This window comes from Arthrobacter sp. H41 (assembly GCF_000520535.1).
Lineage (GTDB): Bacteria > Actinomycetota > Actinomycetes > Actinomycetales > Micrococcaceae > Arthrobacter_D.
Map to the genome: position 1 here is coordinate 33,180 of NZ_KI914772.1, position 18,786 is coordinate 51,965.

General features: G+C 68.0%; 16 protein-coding genes. 8 read left to right on the top strand and 8 right to left on the bottom strand.

The annotated features are described in order from the left end of the window. Together Y705_RS17285 and Y705_RS0103965 are read right to left on the bottom strand one after the other, a co-directional pair. On the bottom strand, positions 1–1,178 hold a 1,178-nt coding region (locus Y705_RS17285), incomplete at its 3' end, for an ABC transporter transmembrane domain-containing protein (RefSeq protein WP_049822250.1). Positions 1,179–1,299: 121 nt separating this feature from the next. Continuing rightward, the gene (locus Y705_RS0103965; protein WP_026531901.1) at positions 1,300–3,018 is read right to left on the bottom strand and encodes an ABC transporter ATP-binding protein; all 1,719 of its coding nucleotides are present in this window, start codon (positions 3,016–3,018) and stop codon (positions 1,300–1,302) included. Between the two features lie 118 nt (positions 3,019–3,136). Here Y705_RS0103965 and Y705_RS17290 point away from each other — a divergent pair, with 118 nt between their 5' ends. The 4 genes from Y705_RS17290 (at position 3,137) to Y705_RS0103985 (ending at position 10,242) form a co-directional block, all read left to right on the top strand. Next, positions 3,137–4,051: an SURF1 family protein gene (locus tag Y705_RS17290; RefSeq protein ID WP_081737772.1), complete on the top strand. Its 915-nt coding sequence runs from the start codon at positions 3,137–3,139 to the stop codon at positions 4,049–4,051. Positions 4,052–4,145: 94 nt separating this feature from the next. Next, positions 4,146–4,565, top strand: a complete 420-nt coding sequence (locus Y705_RS17295) for a DUF3817 domain-containing protein (protein ID WP_049822251.1) — start codon at positions 4,146–4,148, stop codon at positions 4,563–4,565. Between the two features lie 66 nt (positions 4,566–4,631). Next, a complete protein-coding gene (guaA, locus tag Y705_RS0103980; protein ID WP_026531902.1) occupies positions 4,632–6,218 on the top strand; it encodes a glutamine-hydrolyzing GMP synthase in 1,587 nt (528 codons plus the stop codon). A gap of 211 nt (positions 6,219–6,429) precedes the next feature. Further along, on the top strand, positions 6,430–10,242 hold the full coding sequence (locus Y705_RS0103985) for a DUF4011 domain-containing protein (protein WP_173401045.1): 3,813 nt from the start codon (positions 6,430–6,432) through the stop codon (positions 10,240–10,242). A 9-nt stretch (positions 10,243–10,251) separates the two neighbouring features. Here the strand turns inward: Y705_RS0103985 and Y705_RS0103990 are convergent, their stop codons facing one another. The 3 genes from Y705_RS0103990 to Y705_RS17300 all read right to left on the bottom strand — a co-directional run bounded on the left by Y705_RS0103990 (position 10,252) and on the right by Y705_RS17300 (position 12,119). After that, positions 10,252–10,926, bottom strand: a complete 675-nt coding sequence (locus Y705_RS0103990) for an RcpC/CpaB family pilus assembly protein (protein WP_049822244.1) — start codon at positions 10,924–10,926, stop codon at positions 10,252–10,254. Positions 10,927–11,007: 81 nt separating this feature from the next. Next, on the bottom strand, positions 11,008–11,376 hold the full coding sequence (locus tag Y705_RS0103995) for an FmdB family zinc ribbon protein (protein ID WP_026531905.1): 369 nt from the start codon (positions 11,374–11,376) through the stop codon (positions 11,008–11,010). 95 nt (positions 11,377–11,471) lie between these two features. Further along, on the bottom strand, positions 11,472–12,119 hold the full coding sequence (locus tag Y705_RS17300; protein WP_049822245.1) for a 5-formyltetrahydrofolate cyclo-ligase: 648 nt from the start codon (positions 12,117–12,119) through the stop codon (positions 11,472–11,474). Positions 12,120–12,176: 57 nt separating this feature from the next. Here Y705_RS17300 and galU point away from each other — a divergent pair, with 57 nt between their 5' ends. From galU to Y705_RS17310, 4 genes are all read left to right on the top strand, one after another. Continuing rightward, the gene (gene galU / locus Y705_RS0104005) at positions 12,177–13,079 is read left to right on the top strand and encodes a UTP--glucose-1-phosphate uridylyltransferase GalU (protein WP_026531906.1); all 903 of its coding nucleotides are present in this window, start codon (positions 12,177–12,179) and stop codon (positions 13,077–13,079) included. Between the two features lie 30 nt (positions 13,080–13,109). Beyond that, entirely contained in the window at positions 13,110–13,709 is a 600-nt protein-coding gene (locus Y705_RS0104010) for a GNAT family N-acetyltransferase (RefSeq protein ID WP_444826154.1), read from the top strand. Between the two features lie 297 nt (positions 13,710–14,006). Beyond that, on the top strand, positions 14,007–14,906 hold the full coding sequence (locus Y705_RS17305) for a hypothetical protein (protein ID WP_155849910.1): 900 nt from the start codon (positions 14,007–14,009) through the stop codon (positions 14,904–14,906). A 94-nt stretch (positions 14,907–15,000) separates the two neighbouring features. Then, positions 15,001–16,233, top strand: a complete 1,233-nt coding sequence (locus tag Y705_RS17310; protein ID WP_253908469.1) for a protein kinase family protein — start codon at positions 15,001–15,003, stop codon at positions 16,231–16,233. 37 nt (positions 16,234–16,270) lie between these two features. On the opposite strand, the gene Y705_RS0104025 is transcribed toward Y705_RS17310, so the two are convergent. From Y705_RS0104025 to Y705_RS22180, 3 genes are all read right to left on the bottom strand, one after another. Then, a complete protein-coding gene (locus Y705_RS0104025; protein WP_026531908.1) occupies positions 16,271–16,939 on the bottom strand; it encodes a response regulator transcription factor in 669 nt (222 codons plus the stop codon). Then, the gene (locus Y705_RS0104030; RefSeq protein WP_253908470.1) at positions 16,936–18,510 is read right to left on the bottom strand and encodes a sensor histidine kinase; all 1,575 of its coding nucleotides are present in this window, start codon (positions 18,508–18,510) and stop codon (positions 16,936–16,938) included. Before Y705_RS0104030 ends, Y705_RS0104025 begins: the two co-directional genes overlap by 4 nt. Before the next feature lie 85 nt (positions 18,511–18,595). Next, a partial coding sequence (locus Y705_RS22180; RefSeq protein ID WP_026531910.1) for a hypothetical protein occupies positions 18,596–18,786 on the bottom strand: 191 nt, incomplete at its 5' end.

Here is an 18,786-nt window from a genome sequence, read left to right on the forward strand (position 1 = left end):
CAGCCTGTGGTGGGCGGGTGGATGCCTGCGATCAGCCGGCCAAGGGTGGATTTCCCGGCTCCCGACGGCCCCACCACGGCCAGGCGCTCGCCGCGCCGCAGGGACAGGTCGATGCCGTGCAGCACGTTATGATCCGGGCGGTAGGCGTAGGTCACGTTCGAGACGAGGATGTCCTCATCTGCCGGCACGGCGTGCGTCGCCTCGCGGTCCGGGGCCACATCCTTGACCCCGATGATGCGTGCGAGCGACGCCGCGCCCACCTGGATCTCGTCGGTCCACATGATCAGCAGGTCCACCGGGTCGATCAACCGCACGGCGAAGAGCGCGACGGCGGCGACCGCACCGGGGGTGACGACGTCGTTCGAGGCAAGCCAGCCACCCCACAGGAGGACCGCCGCGACGGGAAGCCAGAAGGCCAGATCGGCTGCGGGAAACAGCACGGATCGCAGCCACAGGGTATAGCGCTCCACGCTGTAACTGACTCCCAGCGCGTCGTCCATGCCCTTGCGCCGGATTCCTCCGAGGCTGAGGGCGTCCACGGTCCGTGCGCCCTCGATGCTCTCGGTGATCGTCCCGTTCACCACGGCGTAGGATTCACGTTCCCTCTGGTAACCCACCGAACTGCGCCTGAGGTACCAGCGGGTCACCGGATAGAGCAGCGGGATCCCGACCAGCAGGGCAGCTGACAGCACGGGGGAGGTGAAAACCGCAACGGCCAGCGTCAGCACGATGGTGACTACCGAGACCACCACCTGCGGCACGCCGAAGCGCACGGTGTGCGACACCGCGTCGATGTCATTGGTGGTGCGGGCCACGAGGTCGCCGGTGCCCGCCGTCTCGACGGTGGACAGTGGCAGGGAGGTGGCCTGTTCAAGAAAATCCTCACGGAGTTCGGCGAAGACGCGCTCGCCGAACACCATGCCGGAGCGCACCGCGAAGCGCCGCAGCACCGACTGCACCGTGAGGAAACCCAGCATGGCCAGCGAGACCGCGGCCACGAAATCGGTCGTGGTGCCGGCGCCGATCGCGTCCACCAGTGCGCCGAGGAGCAACGGTCCGGCCAGTCCGGCCACTGCCGATCCGACGTACAGCGAGATCACGCCCGTCAGGCCCCTGCGGTGCCGGCGGATGAGGCGCCGGGCTTCAGCGCGCACCGTGGCCGGCGCGGCGACCGGCAGCTTGCCCTCACCCGGAGCCGCCCTGCCGCTGGTGGCTGAGGGTGTTGCCGCTGTCGTCGCTGCCGCTGCCGCTGTCTCCGTCGTCGTCGCCCCTGTCGCTGATACTGTTTCCGTTGCTGCCTCATTCACTGCGGATCACCACATTCCGGTACGCGCTGTTGGCTGCCAGAAGTTCTCCATGCGTACCCTCGGCCTGGACGCGACCCTCGTCGAGGAACACCACGGAGTCCATGACGCCGAGCAGAAGCGGACTGGCTGTGACCACCACAGTGGTTCGATCCTTCCTTCCCCTCGCCTCCCGGAGCCCCGCAGCGATGCGCGCCTCGGTGTGGGCGTCGACGGCGCTCGTGGGCTCGACCAGGATCAGCGTTTCCGCCTCGGTCAGGAATGCTCTGGCCAGCACGAGCCGTTGGCGCTGGCCTCCCGAGAAGCCACGGCCGCGTTCGGTCACCTCATGGTCCAGACCGTCATCGATCCCCTCGAGGATGTCGAGCGCGCTCGCCGCATCGAGGGCGCGGAGCACCGCGTCGTCGTCGTGCCGTCCGTGAGGATCGAGCTGGGATCGTAGCGAACCGGTGAAGAGCTGGGGACCGGCCTCACTGACCACGATCCTGCTGCGAATCTCCGGCAGCGCCACGCGACGCAGGTCGACGGCACCCCATCGCACCCCCGCTTCCTCGAGGACACGGTCCTCGAACCGGCCAAGGCGGCTCGCCACCTCGCTCGCGGTCCCGGAGTCCGACACCAGGGCGGTGATTCGCCCGGGACGGACGGTCAGGCCGGTGCGCTCATCGAACAGGGCGGACCCCGACGGCGGAGCGGGCGCCGGTGGCCCGTCGTCGGCGACATTCGACTCCACCCGCAGAACCGCGATGATCTTCCGGGCTCCCACGGAGGCCCGGATGAACCGGGCCACGGAATCAGCGGCCGCCCGGATGGGGGTGACCAGGAATATCGAGAACCCGTAGAGCGCCACCAGTTCGCCGGGGCTGATCGCACCGTCGAGAACGAGGTTCGCTCCCACCCAGGTGAAGACCACGCTGAACGCGCCGGCAATGAATACCTGGGATGCCTCGAGGTCAGCCAGGGAGCGGGCCACCCGTATCCCCGCATCGCGGGTAACGGCCGACTTCGCACGGTAGCGGTCAACGAAGATGTGCTCGCCGCCGATCCCGCGCAGCACCCGCAGGCCGGCCACGGTGTCGGCGCCCACCGCCGTCATCCTGCCCGACGCCTCGCGTTGCTCCCGCTGCCGGGCCTGCATGGGCTTCACCACGAAAAGCAGCAGGGCGCAGCAGACGGGCACCCCGATGAGCACCAGCACGGCCAGCAGCTCGGAGGTCTGCCAGATCAGCACGGTGACCACCAGCCAGGCAGCGACGGCTCCCGCGAGGCGTGACATGACTTCGAAGACCTCGCCCAGCCGAAAGGCATCCGACGCTGCAGTGGACACCACCTCACCCGTTGCGAGCGAATTGGGCAGGGCCTCACCGGTCCTCGTGATCTTGTGGCCGACCAACTGCGCCGAACGGAAGGCGGCTTGCATCCAGTTGCTGACTGCTGCCCGGTGGCTCGCCGTATCCGCCGCTGCCTGGACCACCATGAGCACGAGCAGCCCGGAGACCCACCGGCTCAGCGCGGCCGGATCTCCGGCGAGGATTCCCTCATCGATGGCCCGTCCCAGGAGAAAGGGCATCGCGGCCTGTGCCGCCATCAGGACGGCGCCGAAGAGGATTCCAGCGCACAGTGTCCCCTTCTGCTTCGAGGCGAGCCATGCGAGGTACCTGGTAGGCGAGGCGATGTTGGGAGGGCCGGGGTCGGGGTAGGGGAAGACGCGCACGAGAGCCAATCCTAGACGGGATCCCACCAAAGCGATAGAGGTTTCCCAATCACTCGGGCGCACCTGCCGACGGCTGAATCATTCGTTTTTCTACACGCGCACGAAGTACCTTTAATGAGTGTTGAAGACCGCGCTCAAACCCCGATGGATCCTCCTGTTGATCCTCGCGATGGTGATCGCCTCGGTCTTCGTGCTCCTCAGCCAGTGGCAGTTGTCCTCGTCACGCAGCGACGGCCCGCCGGCCCCCACGACCACCGAGTCCGTTCAGCCGCTGACCGACGTCCTCCGGCCCGGCGTGCCGTTGACCGCAGCGGCGGCCGACCAGCTCGTGTCCTTCGACGGGGAATTCGTTCCGGGCACGCAGCTCCTCGTCCAGGACAGGGTCCGCGGGGAGGACACCGGACTGTGGGTGGTCGGCGCCTTCGAGGTCGAGGGTTCCCTCGTGGAAAACGAACCCGCCGGCGCAGGGGACGATGACGCCGCCGATGCGTCGGATGATGCCGCCGTGATACCCGTCGTGCTCGGTTGGGTCCCGGCTGCCGATGCATTCGACTCCCTAAGCCTCCCCGAAGGACCGGCGCGGGTCGAGGGAAGGCTCCTTCCCGGGGAAGGGCCGGTAGCCCAGCGCACCGTGGAGAACCAGGTTCCCACGCTCGCGACGGCCGAATTGACGAATATCTGGGACCGCCCGACCTACGCGGCATTCGTGGTGTCCAACGAGATCCGGCAGGCCGACGCCGTGGTGCCCGTCGAGGCGCCGCTCGAGACAGTGGAAGTCGGCCCGCAGCCCCAGGAGACCCCTCTCAACTGGCTCAACATCTTCTACGCCATCGAGTGGTTCGTCTTCGCGGGCTTCGCCTTCTTCCTCTGGTGGCGCCTGGTGGCAGACGACTACCGCAGGAGCCTCGAGGACGAGGACGAGGGCGAGGGCGAGGGCGATGGGACTTCGAACGATGCGGAGCCGGACCAGCCGGCACCGACCGCAGCGGAACCGAGCAGGATGACATCAGGAAGTGGAACCAAGAGTGAGTGACCCCGTTACTGAAGGAAAAGCCGAAGGACAATCCGAAGGACGATCCGAACGCCGGCCGGAGGGCGACCCCGCGACGCGGACCGGCACGAAGCGCATGTTCGGAGGCACACATGCCCAGATCCGGTCCGCCCTGAGCTTCTACCGGGTTCTTGCCTATGCCACGGGCGTGATGCTGCTCCTGGTGGTCGTCGAGATGATTGCGAAGTACGGATTCGGCTCGGAGATCGTTGCCGGGGGAGGAGCGGCACTGCAACTCCTTCCGGAGGCAGAGGCCGATCTGTCTTCGGGGTTCAACCTCTCCACCGCGGTCCTGATCGTGCACGGCTGGCTGTACGTGGTGTACCTGATCGCCGATTTCCGGCTGTGGCAGTTCCTGCGGTGGCCGTTCACGCGCTTCCTGCTCATCGCGCTCGGCGGGGTGGTTCCCCTGCTCTCCTTCGTCGTCGAGAAGCGGATCCACCGGCAGGCGGAAGCCGACCTCGCTGCCCACCCCGAAGCCGCCCGGCGGTACTGACCCGATGTGCCGGTTCCGGGGCGGAACAAGGTGCGGCGCGTCCCCGCTTCCGACTATTGTTGACGGGTGACTACCCCCGCCCCCACCCCTGAACACCGCCCGGTCCTCGTTGTCGACTACGGTGCTCAGTACGCCCAGCTGATTGCGCGGAGGGTGCGCGAAGCCGACGTCTACTCCGAGATCGTGCCCCATACCCTGAGCGCGGAACAGATCCTCGCCAAAAACCCGGTGGCGATCATCCTCTCCGGTGGCCCGTCGAGCGTTTACGCCGACGGTGCGCCGCGTGTGGAGCCGGAACTTTTCGACGCCGGGGTGCCCGTCCTCGGCATCTGCTACGGCTTCCAGGCCATGGCCGCGGCCCTCGGCGGCACCGTGGCGAAGACAGGCCTGCGCGAGTACGGCTCCACCGATGTCTCCTCCTCCGGGAACGCCCGCTCCATCCTCGAGGGGACGCCCGAGCACCAGAACGCCTGGATGAGCCATGGCGACAGCGTCCAGGCCGCCCCTGAGGGGTTCGACGTCCTGGCGAGCACGGCGGGTGCCCCGGTGGCGGCGTTCGCGCACGAGGGCAGGGGACTGTACGGGGTCCAGTGGCATCCCGAGGTGAAGCACTCCCGGCACGGCCAGCAGGTCCTCGAGAACTTCCTGTTCAAGGGTGCCCGGCTCCACCCGAACTGGTCCACCCGCAACATCCTCGAGGAACAGGTGGACCGCATCCGCGAGCAGATCGGGGACGCCCGGGTCATCTGCGGCCTGTCAGGAGGAGTGGATTCCGCCGTCGCCGCAGCGCTCGTGCAGCGTGCGGTGGGGGACCAGCTCACCTGCGTCTTCGTGGACCACGGGCTGCTGCGCGAGGGTGAAGCCGAGCAGGTGGAGCGCGACTTCGTCGCAGCCACCGGCGTGAAGCTCTACGTCGCGAACGAGCAGGAACGGTTCCTCGACGCGCTGGCCGGCGTCTCGGACCCCGAGACCAAGCGGAAAATCATCGGCCGCGAATTCATCCGCGCCTTCGAGGAGGCAGAGCGGGCCATCATCTCCGAGGCCGAGGCCCACGGCGAGAAGATCCGGTTCCTGGTGCAGGGCACCCTCTACCCCGACGTCGTCGAATCCGGCGGCGGCGAGGGCGCCGCGAACATCAAGAGCCACCACAATGTGGGAGGGCTTCCCGAGGACCTGCAGTTCGAACTCGTCGAGCCGCTGCGCACCCTGTTCAAGGACGAGGTGCGGGCGGTGGGAGCGCAGCTCGGGCTGCCTCTGGAGATCGTGGGACGCCAGCCGTTCCCCGGTCCGGGGCTCGGAATCCGGATCGTCGGTGATGTGACGCGGGAGCGCCTGGAGCTGCTCCGGAAGGCCGACGCCATCGCCCGGGCGGAACTCACCGCCGCGGGGCTCGACTCCGAGGTCTGGCAGATGCCCGTGGTGCTCCTGGCCGACGTCCGCAGTGTCGGCGTCCAGGGCGACGGGCGGACCTACGGCCACCCGATCGTGCTGCGTCCCGTCTCCAGCGAGGACGCGATGACCGCAGACTGGTCACGGCTGCCCTACGACCTCCTCGCCAGGATCTCCAACCGGATCACCAACGAGGTGGACGGCGTCAACCGGGTGGTGCTCGATGTCACGAGCAAGCCACCAGGAACCATCGAGTGGGAATGATCGGCTCCTGATCGGGGCAAAACCGGTGGCGGTACCACGCGTTGCTATCCGACGCCGTCGTGCCCTGATCGGATAGTTTGGAGGGTGGGCCGATTCGGCCAAGATCAGTGCGGGACGAGGGAAGAGGACAGCTGTGCCGGAGCAGGACCGTGGGGATGCGGCAGAGGATTCCATTTCGGCAGAGAATTTCCTGCTGCCGTGGCTGAAGTCGATGGGCCCGCAGGCAACCGGTGACACGCTGCTCCATTTCCGTCCATCGGCCGGGACGAGCATCGACCTCACGCACGCGCACCCTTCAGGTCTCGCCCAGTTGCTCGCCGGGCGGCGTACCCGCCTCTCGACGCTGCTTCGCGACCCGGTGCAGTACAACGCCGCGAAGGCCGCTGCCCGCGCACTGCGCGCCAAGATCTTCGAACTCGGCACCGAGCGGGGTATCGACGTGGGCCACCTCGCTGCCGGAACGGCGTCCTGGCGTTCCGTCGACGACGCCGGACGGTCAGAAACGCTCAACGGTCCGGTGCTGCTGACCGCCGTATCACTTACCGTGCACTCGTCCCAGGACGACTATGAACTGCAGATCACCGAACAGGCCCGGCTCAACCCGGCCCTCGTGCGGCACCTGAGGATCGTCCAGGGCCTCGACGTCGACGCCGATGCGCTGGCGAGGCTGGCCTACGGCACGGCCCGGCTCGACCCCTACCCCGTGCTGGAGCGCCTCCGCCAGTTGGCCGACGGCGTGCGGGGGATGTCGGTGGAGCACCGGATCCTGGTATCCACGTTCGCCGATCTGGCGAAGACCGCCGACGATCCGGCGGTGCACCCCGGCCACCCGGCCCTTGCCGCTCTTGTAGCTGCCGCCAGGGAGGGCGACAGGACGGGCGGGGCAGCACCCGCTTTTTCCGCAGCAGAGGGCTTCCCTCCGCTCGACGAGCGGTCCCCCGGGGATGAACTGCTCATCCTCGACGCGGACAGCGCCCAACAGGAAGTGCTCGACCAGATCGGCGCCGGCACCTCGCTGGTGGTTTCCACGCCTCCCGGGACGGGGCAGACCCAGACGGCGCTGAATGCCGCTGCACTCTTGGCCTCGCAGGGCAAGCGGGTGCTGATCGTGGCCGAACGGCGCGGAACGCTCAACGAGTTCGTTCAGGACCTCGACGCCCTCGGGCTCGGTTCCCTGGTGCTCCAGGTCGGCGAGAGCATGCCGGACGGGCAGTTGAAGGACGCGGTCGTCCGCGCCATCGTCCGGAACGAGAAGGCAGCGGAGCCGTCCCTGGACAGTCTGCACCAGACACTCGTGGGGCACCGTCACCAGCTCCTCGAGCATGTGCAGTCCCTGCATAACATCCGCAGCCGCTGGGCTTGCTCGCCGTACCAGGCGATGCAGTCCCTCGCCGGACTGACGGCGCTCGAGCCTGCGCCGTCCACCACGGTCCGCCTCAAACGCAGTGTCCTCGACAGCATTCCCGACCGGGCCGAACTCACCTCGAGGCTGCAGCGGGCCGCGGAGCTCGGCAGCTTCAGCAAAGCCGCCACCCGGAGTCCCTGGTACGGCGCCCAGTTGTTCAACCGCAGTGAGACCGAGCACGCCTACGAGCTTTCCGCGGGGCTCGCCAGGGACATCCCGGAGCTTCGCGCAAGGGTGCTGCACGTCGCCGAGTACTCCAATATCGCCCTCGGGGCGACCTTCACGGCGTGGGGGGAGCAGCTCGATCTGCTCGTCGCGGTCCGGGCCAGCCTCGACAAGTTCACGCCCGACATCTTCGACCGTCCGGTGACCGACCTCATCTCTGCCACCGCGCCGTCGTCCTGGAGGCGTGAGCACAGCATCGAGATGAGTTCGATGACCCGCTCGCGGCTGCGCCGGGTGGCCAAGGAATATGTCCGGCCGGGTGTGCACATCGCCGACCTCCACTCCTCCCTGGTCGATGTCCAGCAGCAGCACACCCTCTGGACGCAGTACGCCACCACTGAGCAGCATCCTTCGGTTCCCACGGGCCTCGCCGAACTCAACAGTTCTTACCAGGCCGTGCAGGCGCGCCTCTCGGAGCTGACCGGGATCCTGAAGACCACGCAGGCCGGCCCCGACCTTCCTGCCTGCGGGCTCGACGACCTCGAGCGTATCCTCGCCGAACTGGTCGCCGACAAGGGGACGCTCCAGACCCTTCCGGAACGCACCCTGCTGCTGAAGGAGATGCGTGAGCGCGGACTGGGAGACCTGCTCGACGACCTCGCGGAACGGGAAGTGGACGGAGCGGAGGTGGGGCCCGAGCTCGAACTGGCCTGGTGGCAGTCTGCGCTCGAGGCGATGATCAGCGGAGACGATTACCTCGCGATGTCCGACGGTGACAGCCTGCGCCGGCTCGAGCGCGAGTACCGGTCGGCCGACAGTGCGCATATCGCGTCCGGGGCGTCACGGCTACGCTGGAACCAGGCACAGCGCTGGAAGGACGGCATCGCGGCGCACCCGAAGGACGCCGGGCGGCTTCGCAGCTTCCTTCGTGAGGAGTCCCTCACCCTCGGGATCCTTGCGGAGCTTTCTCCGACGCTGGTGTCCGCCCTGCTGCCGGTGTGGGCCGTGAGCCCGCTGCTGGTTCCGGCGGTCCTGCCCGCAGGGATGACTTTCGACGCCGTCCTGGTGCTCGACGGCGAGTCGGTTTCGCTGCAGAGCGTTGTGCCATCGGTTGCGCGTGCCCGCCAGGTGGTCGTCTTCGGTGACGAGCAGCTGGCAGCACCGAGCCGGTTCAGTATCGAGATCGAGTCATCATCCCGGCCGGGAGCGTCCGATCCGCTGTCCAGCGCGATCGGTGCCTTTCACGGTATCCTGCCGGCCCGGGCCCTCACCGAGGTATATCGGGCGGTGGACCGGAGCCTGGGGGAATCCCTCAGCGAGTCGTTCTACGACGGAAAGCTCTCCCGGTTGCCCCAGGCCTCCGAGATCTCCGGACACGACCGCGGACTCGTCGTCGAGTACCTGCCGAACGGGACCGGCATGCCGAGGTCCGACGACGACGGCGTGGAAAGCGTGGCGGTCGAGGTGAACCGTGCGGTGGACCTGGTCTTCGAACACATCCGGCACCGCCCGGGTTCCTCGCTGGCCGTGGTGACAGCGAGCACCCGCCACGCCGCACGGGTGGGAGAGGCGATCCGTCTCCAGATGGCGGACTACCCCTGGGCCGCCGGCTTCTTCGCTCCCGGACGGGAGTCCTTCCGGGTGGTTCCCGTGGACCGGGTTGCCGGGCTGGTCCGGGACGACATCATCTTCTCGTTGGGGTTCGGACGCACGCCGCACGGCAGGGCGCTTCACGGTTTCGGGCCGCTCTCGGCTCCTGATGGCCGGCAGCACTTCGTCATGGCGATGACCCGCGCCAGGAGCCGCCTGCATGTCCTCTCCTGCTTCCAGCCCTCCGACCTCGATCCCACCCGCCTGGCGGCCGGCGCCCTGGACTTCTTCGAGCTTCTCCAGCGCGAGCTGGGGGAGTCGGCAGATACCCGGCCGACGCCGTCGAGCCCCTCCAACGCGGATCCGCTGGTCGCCGACCTCGCGGACCGGTTGCGGTCCCGGGGTGCCGAGGTGTGGGACCACTACGACGGCGTCCTGGATATCGCAGCGGTGAAACCGGCCGGGGGTACCCGGCCGGGTGGTCGGCCCAGCGCCGACGCGGCTCGGGTCCCCCTCGCCGTCGAATCGGACGGGACCTCCCGCTACGGCGCCAGGACGGTGCGTGAACGGAGCCGGTTGCGCCCCCAGCTGCTGGAGCGCATGGGATGGAACTACATGCCGCTGTGGACCATCGAGGTCTTCACCGAACCGGACGGTTGCGCCCGACGGGCGGCCGAGATCCTCGCACTCGAGCCCGTCGAGACGCAGGGCTCCCCCCGAAACGCCCAGCCCCCGCGCCCTGATGGACCCGAGGACGCGCTCCTGCCCGCGCGTGCCGCCGAGGACGATGCGAGGCAGTGGGGCGACCGCGCAGAGGACAGGGACAGCTGGTTGAGGGAGCAGCGTCCGCCGCACTGGGACTAGGACCCGAGCCTAACCTCCGCCGGTGAGCACCAGGTAGACCTTGCCGGAGCTTGCCGAACCCGCAAGGGCCGCGGCATCCTCCGGCGGGGCGGCCACTACCACCAGCCCGGCCTGCGGGTCCGCGCCGGGCCAGGCCTGCTCCGCGCCGGCGACGGACTTCCACAGCACCGGCAGCCCACTGGCGAGGACGGTGGTGTCGGCAGCGACGTCGTAGCCGTTGCCGGTGGTGAGCACCACGTCGACCAACTGCCCCGGCGCCAAGAGCTGGACCGTCGACTCGTCGGCCGGACGAAGCGGTACCGCGACCGTCCCAGGAGGGGTTCCCGCGAGAAGGCCGGCGCCCAGGAGCGCAGTATCGGTCAGGACGTCACCCTTGCGCAGCGGAGCGGCAACCCGTTGGCCGAGCAGGGGTTCAACGGCAACGAAAGCCGTAGCGGGAAGCACCTCGGGGGGCAGTTGCCGCGTCACCAGATGGTCCTTCGTCAGGACAGTGCCGACGGGAACGTCCATGGCGGCTGCCATGACCGGCGTCGTGCCGTTCGAATCCTGCAGGAGCGCCTCGACGCCCACGCCGGCCGCCGCGCACAGCAGGAGAGCGGCAATCAGGCGGCGGTGCCGTAGGACCAGGCGCCGCAGCGGCAGGGCTCTGGTGGTGCGGCGATCTGGCGGTCCGGTGGTGCGCATGAACCAACGCTAGGACTGCCCGGCATCGGAGGACGTTCTGCTCACCGCTATGTGGACAGAGCGGAAAAGCTTCCGGAACGACTAGGAGGCTTGCTGCCCTGCGGGAACGGACGTTTTCGCGTCCGAGCGGCCCTTGGCAGGCGCAGGAGCGGTCTTGGCGCCGTCCCCGGTCGCCGGCGTGGTCGAGGACGTGGTCGAATCCTTGCCCGCTCCCTTCGGGTCGGCGGAACCGGGAGAGGCCGGTGCGGCTCCTGCCTCCGAGGACGACTTCGTGTCCCTGGAATCGTTCCGGTAGAACCCGGAGCCCTTGAAGACGACACCGACGCTGTTGAACTTCTTCCGCAGGGTTCCCGAGCACTCCGGGCACACCGTCAGGGAGTTGTCGGAGAAGGACTGCTGGATATCGAAGGCGTGGACGCAATCCTTGCAGGCGTAGGCATATGTGGGCATGGGTCCTCCTGGGCAATCTTTCGGGTAGCCTGTGCGTTCCCGGATCCGCTGGAATCGGACAGCAGTTTAGCACTCTGCACGGGCGAGTGCTAAGTCTACACCTCGTGGGCGGGGACTCCCGGCGGCCGGAGCTCGGCGAAGCCCGACGGCGTGAACACCGCTGGAAGGGGGACATCGAACGGATCCACCGGAAACGAGCCCTCCGGCAACAGCTCGGAGTCGTGGACCACTCCCACGAGTTCGGCCGCTGGGTTGGCAACGCGCAATCCCGCGAGCATGCGGTCGTAGTACCCGCCGCCCTGACCGATCCGGTTGCCGCGGAGGTCGATCGCCAGGGCGGGGACCAGCACAAGCCGCAGTTCCGGCAGGGCTTCCACCGGTCGGCGCGGGCCGAGGGGCTCCAGGAGGGGGCCGTACCGTGATTTCGCCAGGGGGACACCGGGGAACCAGTCCACCCAGGTGAGCCGGCGCTCCGCCTCACACACCGGAACCACGATCGGGTGGCCAGCGGCATGCAGCTGGAACAGCAGGTCCATCACCGGAGGCTCGGGCGGAAGATCGAGATAGCCCGCCACCAGCACCTTCTCCGCCGCGGCGTCGGTGCCCTCGAGGTATTCGAGGACCGTGGCGGCAAGTTGCCGGGCGATCGTTCCGCGCTCCGAAGCCGGCAATGCCCGACGGCGGGCGCGGAGGGCGGTGCGGGCTGCGGATTTGCTGTCCCAGTTCTCGTTGTCGAAGCTCATTTCTCCATTGTGTGCGCCGCTGAAGGTTTTACCGCACCGTTATGTAGTGTGGAGGCCATGACCTCGCGAACTCAAGTAACCAAGGCCGTCATTCCAGCGGCTGGTCTTGGCACCCGCTTCCTCCCGGCAACGAAGGCGATGCCCAAGGAAATGCTTCCAGTCGTGGACAAACCTGCCATCCAGTACGTGGTGCAGGAAGCCGTCGACGCCGGCCTGTCGGACGTCCTGATGATCACCGGGCGGAACAAGCGCGCTCTTGAGGATCATTTCGACCGCGTGCCGTTCATCGAGCAGACCCTGGAAGCCAAGGGCGACCATGAGAAGCTCGCCGCCGTCCGTCGGCCCTCCGAGCTCGGGGACATCCACTACCTCCGGCAGGGCGATCCCAAGGGGCTGGGGCACGCAGTGCTGCGCTCGAGGCTCCACGTGGGGAATGAACCTTTCGCCGTGCTCCTCGGCGACGATCTGATCGACGAACGCGATCCGCTCCTCGAGACGATGATCGAGGTCCAGGCGAGGACCGGCGGGTCGGTGATCGCGCTTATCGAGGTGGATCCCGCGCAGATCAGCGCCTACGGATGCGCCGACATCTCCGAACTCGAGGGTGAGGAGTACGTCCGGGTCAACCAGCTGGTCGAGAAGCCGGCCGTTGACGAAGCGCCGTCGAACCTCGCCGTGATCGGACGGTATGTCCTGCACCCGCGCGTCTTCGACGTCCTCGAGACCACCGGTCCGGGGCGGGGTGGAGAGATCCAGCTGACGGATGCGCTCCAGACGCTGGCAGCCGCTGAGGGTGAGGGTTCAGGAGTGTACGGTGTCGTTTTCCGCGGCCGCCGGTACGACACCGGGGACAAGCTGAGCTACCTGAAGGCAGTGGTGACCCTCGCCTCCGAACGCGAGGACCTGGGGCCCGACCTCTGCGCATGGCTCAAGGAATTCAGCGCCGGCATTCCCAAGTAGCCAGCGGTGTGGTCTGCAGGGAGCTGGCCGGTGACGCTGGCCGCCGGGAACATCGGACTGCGGCCCATCCGTCACCGTGACCGCCGCGAGTGGACAGCGGTCCGGCAGGCGAATGTGCAGTGGCTGGCGCCCTGGGAAGCATCGAACCCCGATCCCGGAGGCTATCTTCCCACCTACCACGAGATGGTTCGTGCGCTCTCCCACCAGGCACGGACCGGAGCGGCCCTTCCCTTCGTCATCACGCGGAGAGTGGATGGTTCAGCACCGCAGCTTGCAGGGCAGCTGACCGTCTCCGGAATCATCTACGGTTCGGCAAGAACGGCAACCCTCGGATACTGGGTCGATTCCCGCTGTGCGGGCCGGGGGATCGCGCCGACCGCTGTGGCACTGGCAACCGACTATTGCTTCTGGAATCTGGGACTGCACCGCATGGAGATCAATATCCGGCCGGAAAATGCAGCAAGCCTGCGCGTCGTGGAGAAGCTGGGTTTCCGGGATGAGGGAATCCGGCCACGCTACCTCCACATCAATGGCCAGTGGGCCGATCACCGAAGCTTCGCCCTGACTGCCGAGGACATCCCGCAGGGCCTGTTGAAGCCATGGCTGGAGCAGCAGGCCCGCCGGCCCTGAGCCGCCCTGCTGCCGGGTAAGCCCTTCAATGTCCTGCCGACACGCCCGGCGTAATGCTGGCAGGAGCTCCTTTCTTCTCCTAGCGTTCTAGGGGTGGACTTCTCTCTGGATAGCTCGGTTGTACTGGCGGCGGTCGTCGGTCTCTGGCTGATCTGGGTTGCCCCGTTTTTCCTGCGACGCGCTCGATCCGCAGGGAGTTCAGCCGCAGTCCGCCGCAGGTCGTCACAGCCTGCCCATTCAGACCCCCTCGCCCGGAACGATACCGGGCGAGGGCGCAGCCAGGAGAGCACCATGGACATGACGGGCACAGACCATAACAGCGGCGGGTCATTCGCGCCTCGCTCGCCGACGGGTAGCACCGCGGTTCCCGGAGCGGCGGCTACAGAGAACTCGACTGCAGGGAGGCAGGCTGCACGCGAGCCCTTTGCGACGGAGCCTTCAGCCACCCGGTCTCCGCAGTCCCTTCCGGCACTAAACGTCCGCTACGGACGGATCATTCTGGCGCTTGCCGGAATCCTCGGTCTGCTGGGCGCGGTCACCACCTTCCCCTTCGCTGCGTTCGGCGTTGTTCCAGCAGCCTGGCCAGTGCTCCTGGGGGTGATCGCGGTCTCGGCGATTGCCCTCCTCCGGGCCCTGGCGGTGAGGGACAGGCGTGCACGCGTGAACCGGGCATTCGCGGAAGCGATGTGGCCGGAACCTGCCGGAAACACGGGATTCGAGACCGTAGTTGCCGGTCCGCCGCGGGAACTCCCGCGGACTGGCCGCATGCCCGAGACCGTGCTCTTCGACATGGAACAGCCCACGCCGCCCGCGCCCACCGAAACCGAACCCGCCGACCCTGCCGGTCCCGGCACCGGCGGTAAGTCCTCCGGGGAGCCGCACCACGAGGAACCGCTCCGCGAACCGGGCGAGGATCCGGAACACAGGAGCGGCACCCCCGGTGCGGCGCGTGGTTCCACCTGGCAGCCGATTGACGTTCCCCGTCCCACCTATGTCGATGCAGCCAGGGCCGAGCGCTCCGCCCCGGCGCCGCTCGAACTCCCGGATGCACCGAAACCGGCCGGACGCACGTCCTTCAAGGAGAGTGCAGCAGCACTGGCCACCGCGAGGCCCTCCAGCGCAGCCGATGAACCGGCGAATTCGTCTCCGGTGGGCAAGATCAACCTTGACGATATTCTTCAGCGGCGCCGCGCCTGACCATCCGGACCCCGTGCCACGGCCGCCGCAGCAATCACCGCGAACATCACCGGAGAGTGAGCGGCAGGCCAGCGAGCGTAGCGACCGTCAACTGTTGGAGACTGCGGCAGCACAGGCACCCCTGACCGCTGCGCTCGCGTCCATGGGGTATTCCCTGCACGGCTGGTCCCTGCTGCAGGTTTCCCACCGACCCGGCGCAGGCGTCACGGGAATCTACGCGGTTCGCGTCGGCACGCGCACCGGCACGCGCGCTTCGGCCCCTGCTCCTGTTCCCATTCCTGAGTTCGTCTGCATCACGACGGCGGTAGTGCCGGCAGGTGCCCGCGGGGTCGTTTCGCTGTCCGGCCCCCAACGGCAGAGGTTGTCCGTCTGGGCGCACCCGCTGGATCCGCTCCTTCCCGGTCTAGCCTGGGCAACGGACGCCAACGCGGTTTCCGCAGCGCTTTTCGCGTCGCCGGACGGCGGCCGGATCCACCGCGGTCCGGCAAGCCTTCGGACCGTGAGCTACCGGCCGCTTCGCCGAGCGGTCCTTGTCGCCGGGCTCGACGGTGATCTGCGGTACCTCAAGGTGCTGCGCCGCGGGCAGGCCGGGGAGCTGGCGGACAAGCACCGTCTCCTTCGGCACGCCGGCGTGCCCGCTCCCGAGGTGGTCGAGGTTCAGGGAAAGGACGTGGTGGCGATGCAGGCAGCGGCCGGCCGGCCGCTTGCCGGGTTGCTGATGAGGGACGGTGCGGCGGGAGTGGACCCGCATGCGCTGGTGAGCCTGCTCCGGAAACTGCCGGCGTTGGTCCTTGACCTGCCGCGGCGCCTCCCGTGGAGCGCCCGGGTGCGCGCCTACGGCGAGGGCGCGGCGGCGGCACTCCCTTCCTCCGCGGGACGCATCCATGACCTGTCGGCGGACGTCGATGACCTGGTCCGGCGGACCGACCCCGGACCGGTAGTGCCCGCACATGGAGATTTCTACGAGGCCAACCTGATGATGGCGGAAGGGCGGGTCTCGGGACTGCTCGACGTCGATGCGCTGGGTCCCGGGCACCTCGTCGATGATCTCGCCTGCTTCCTGGGGCATCTCGCGGTGCTCCCGGCGGTCGATCGACGGTACGTGCACGTCCCGGCCGCTCTGGAGCGCTTCGGGAAAGCCTTCGAAGGCTACGTGGAGCCGGCGGCACTGCAGGCTCGGGCCGCCGGTGTGGCGCTCACCCTCGTCGCGGGGGCGAAGCGCCGGACCGCTGACGGGGGTGAGGCCTCCGGATGGACCGAGGATGCACATGCACGCCTCGCTGCCGCGGCAGCACTCGCTGCCGGGGCCCACCGGCTGCTGCGCTGAGTTCACGGATCGATGTACTCAGGGTTGACTGATGTACCTAGGGTTGCGAGACCAGTCGGTAGCCCATGCCCCGGACCGTCGCGAAGCGCTCGGCACCGAGCTTGTTGCGCAGGTACCGGACGTACACGTCGACCACGTTGGAGCCGGGGTCGAAGTCATAGCCCCACACCCGCGAGAGCAATTGTTCCCTGCTGAGGACCTGCCCCGGGTTCCTCAGGAACGCTTCGGCGAGGGCGAACTCCCGGGCGGAAAGATCTATCTCACGGCCGTCCACGAGTGCCCGGCGGGTGCGGAGATCCAACTGCAGGTCGTGGTGCGAGAGCACGCCGGTGGGAGAGGAACCGTTGTCCTGGCGTAACCGCAAGCGCACCCGGGCCAGCAGTTCCTCGAAACGGAAAGGTTTGGCCATGTAGTCGTCCGCCCCGCCCTCGAGTCCCGCCACGGTGTCGTCCACCGAACTGCGCGCCGAAAGAATGATGACGGGTACGTCGTTCTTCGACTCGCGGAGCCGGCGCAGGACGGTGAAACCGTCCTGGTCCGGAAGGCCGAGGTCAAGGATGATGAGCTCGAATTCGCCGGTCTGCCCCAGGTGGTAGCCGTCCCTGCCGCTGACGGCCACAGTGGGCGCATACCCGGCGGCTTTCAGTCCTTTGGCAACGAAGGAACTGATGCGGTCCTCGTCCTCGATGATCAGAATCCGGCTCATGTGTCCTCTTTCGGCTGTGCTGCTACCGGGGCGTGGGGAAAGTTCAGGATGAAGGTCGATCCGCTGCCGGGAGCCGACTCCAGCTCCACGATGCCACCATGGGCGCGAACGATCGCTTCGACGATCGTGAGCCCGAGCCCCGAACCCTCTGCGCGCTTGCTGTTCGCTCCACGGGTGAACCGTTCGAAGATCCGTTGCCGGTCAGCCCTCGGTATGCCGACTCCCTCATCGCGCAGCCACAGGCGGAGTCCTTCGGGCTCGAGCCGGGAACCGAGGGTGACCGTTGAGCCTTCGGCGGAGAATTTGACGGCATTCGCGGCGAGTTGCAACCATGCCTGGGTGATCCGGCGCTCATCGATCCGGAAGAATCCTTCGGCACGGGAATCGACCGCCCACCTGCGGTTCCCGAGCCCCCGGGCCTTGTCGAGGACTTCGTCCGTGAGGCGACCGATGTCGGAGGGCTCGGCACGGACGAAATCCGGGCGTGAGCTTCCCGCAAGGGTCACGAGGTCGTCGACGAGGAAGCGCATGCGGCCGAGCTCGTCGAGGGCCACGCCCCGGACGGCGTCGACGTCCGCCCGATCGGACGAGTCCTGCAGCTCGAGGTGGCCCTGGACGATGGTGATGGGGGTCCGCAGCTCGTGACCGACGTCGTCGAGTAGTTGCCGTTGGGAGGTGAAGGACCCTTCCAGGCGGTCGAGCATGGCGTTGAAGGTGCGGCTGAGGTCCGAGAGATCATCGTTGCCGGTGACGGCGATCCGCTGTGACAGGTCGGAATCGCTGATTTGCCGGGCGGTGTTCCGCAGGCGTCGGACCGGCTGCAGCAGGTTACCCACCAGCAGCCACCCGACGACGCCGATGAGCAGCAGCGTGCCGAGGCTGATGAGGGCGAAGGTGCCGAAGGTCTGGTTGAGCTGGGACCTTTCGGCGTGCGTGTCGAAGGCCAGGACAAATACCGTGGGCTGGGGATCCTGCGCGAGTTGCACGGGAACGGTGAGCGCGCGGTAGGTGGCGCTCGACGTCGTGAAGGTGCTGATCCGCACCGTGGGTGAGCCTGCCTGGCCGGCCACGGCGCTGATTAGTTCTGGATCGTCCTCGAGGCGGACGTTCACCGATTCGTTCGCCACGAGGATAGCCTGGCCGTCCCGGACTCCCATCATGCCCTCGTGCGGTGCGGGAAGGGTCCGCTGCATCACGAGATACACCAGCTGCTCAGCCTCGACGAAGCCGGCGCGGGTAGCGGGGTCGATCCCGGTATCGAGGAGTGTCTCGAACTCGCCGAAGCTGCGCGCCAGGGAATCGTCCATCTGGGCGTTCAGATTGGCCCGCTCCAGAGCGTACGCGGTGGTTCCCGCCACGAGAAGGCCGAGTGCCGAAAGCATCAGGACGGCGCCAAGAACACGCGAGCGCACCGTCCACTGCCCGGCCCGGCGGACGATCGACCGGCCGATCCCATGACCGATCCCAGAGCCGATCCCACGACTGGGATCCTTGCCGGTGGAGCCGGCCGGCTGCGTCCTCGAGCCCTGCGAAATCACCGACGGCGTGGGCCTGCTGAACAGGGGCGGCACTGGCGGTCGGGATGGCGGAGCTACCGGAGGAGCCGCCCGTCGGCGCGGCAGGTCGGTACCGGCAAGGGGGAGGGGCTCTGTCCTCTCAGTCATCGTCGTCATCGAAGTCGCGGTCCGAGTCGTCGAGATCGTCGTCGAAGTCGTCATCGTCGTCGTCGAGCAGGGGAGGCTGTGCCGGGACGACGACGGGCGGCGCGGGCGCCTGCGCGATGCTGGGAGCTGGCGCCGGCGCAACGGGGGCGGGCTCCGGCGCGGGGTCGGCGCTCGCGGAGGGCT

Bases quoted from the DNA above. Each gene is read 5' to 3' on its own strand.
- Y705_RS0104025 (WP_026531908.1), bottom strand. From the start codon at position 16,939: ATGAGCCGGATTCTGATCATCGAGGACGAGGACCGCATCAGTTCCTTC.
- Y705_RS17295 (WP_049822251.1), top strand. From the start codon at position 4,146: ATGTTCGGAGGCACACATGCCCAGATCCGGTCCGCCCTGAGCTTCTAC.
- Y705_RS0103985 (WP_173401045.1), top strand. From the start codon at position 6,430: ATGGGCCCGCAGGCAACCGGTGACACGCTGCTCCATTTCCGTCCATCG.
- Y705_RS0103995 (WP_026531905.1), bottom strand. From the start codon at position 11,376: ATGCCCACATATGCCTACGCCTGCAAGGATTGCGTCCACGCCTTCGAT.
- Y705_RS17300 (WP_049822245.1), bottom strand. From the start codon at position 12,119: ATGAGCTTCGACAACGAGAACTGGGACAGCAAATCCGCAGCCCGCACC.
- galU (WP_026531906.1), top strand. From the start codon at position 12,177: ATGACCTCGCGAACTCAAGTAACCAAGGCCGTCATTCCAGCGGCTGGT.
- Y705_RS17305 (WP_155849910.1), top strand. From the start codon at position 14,007: ATGACGGGCACAGACCATAACAGCGGCGGGTCATTCGCGCCTCGCTCG.
- Y705_RS0103990 (WP_049822244.1), bottom strand. From the start codon at position 10,926: ATGCGCACCACCGGACCGCCAGATCGCCGCACCACCAGAGCCCTGCCG.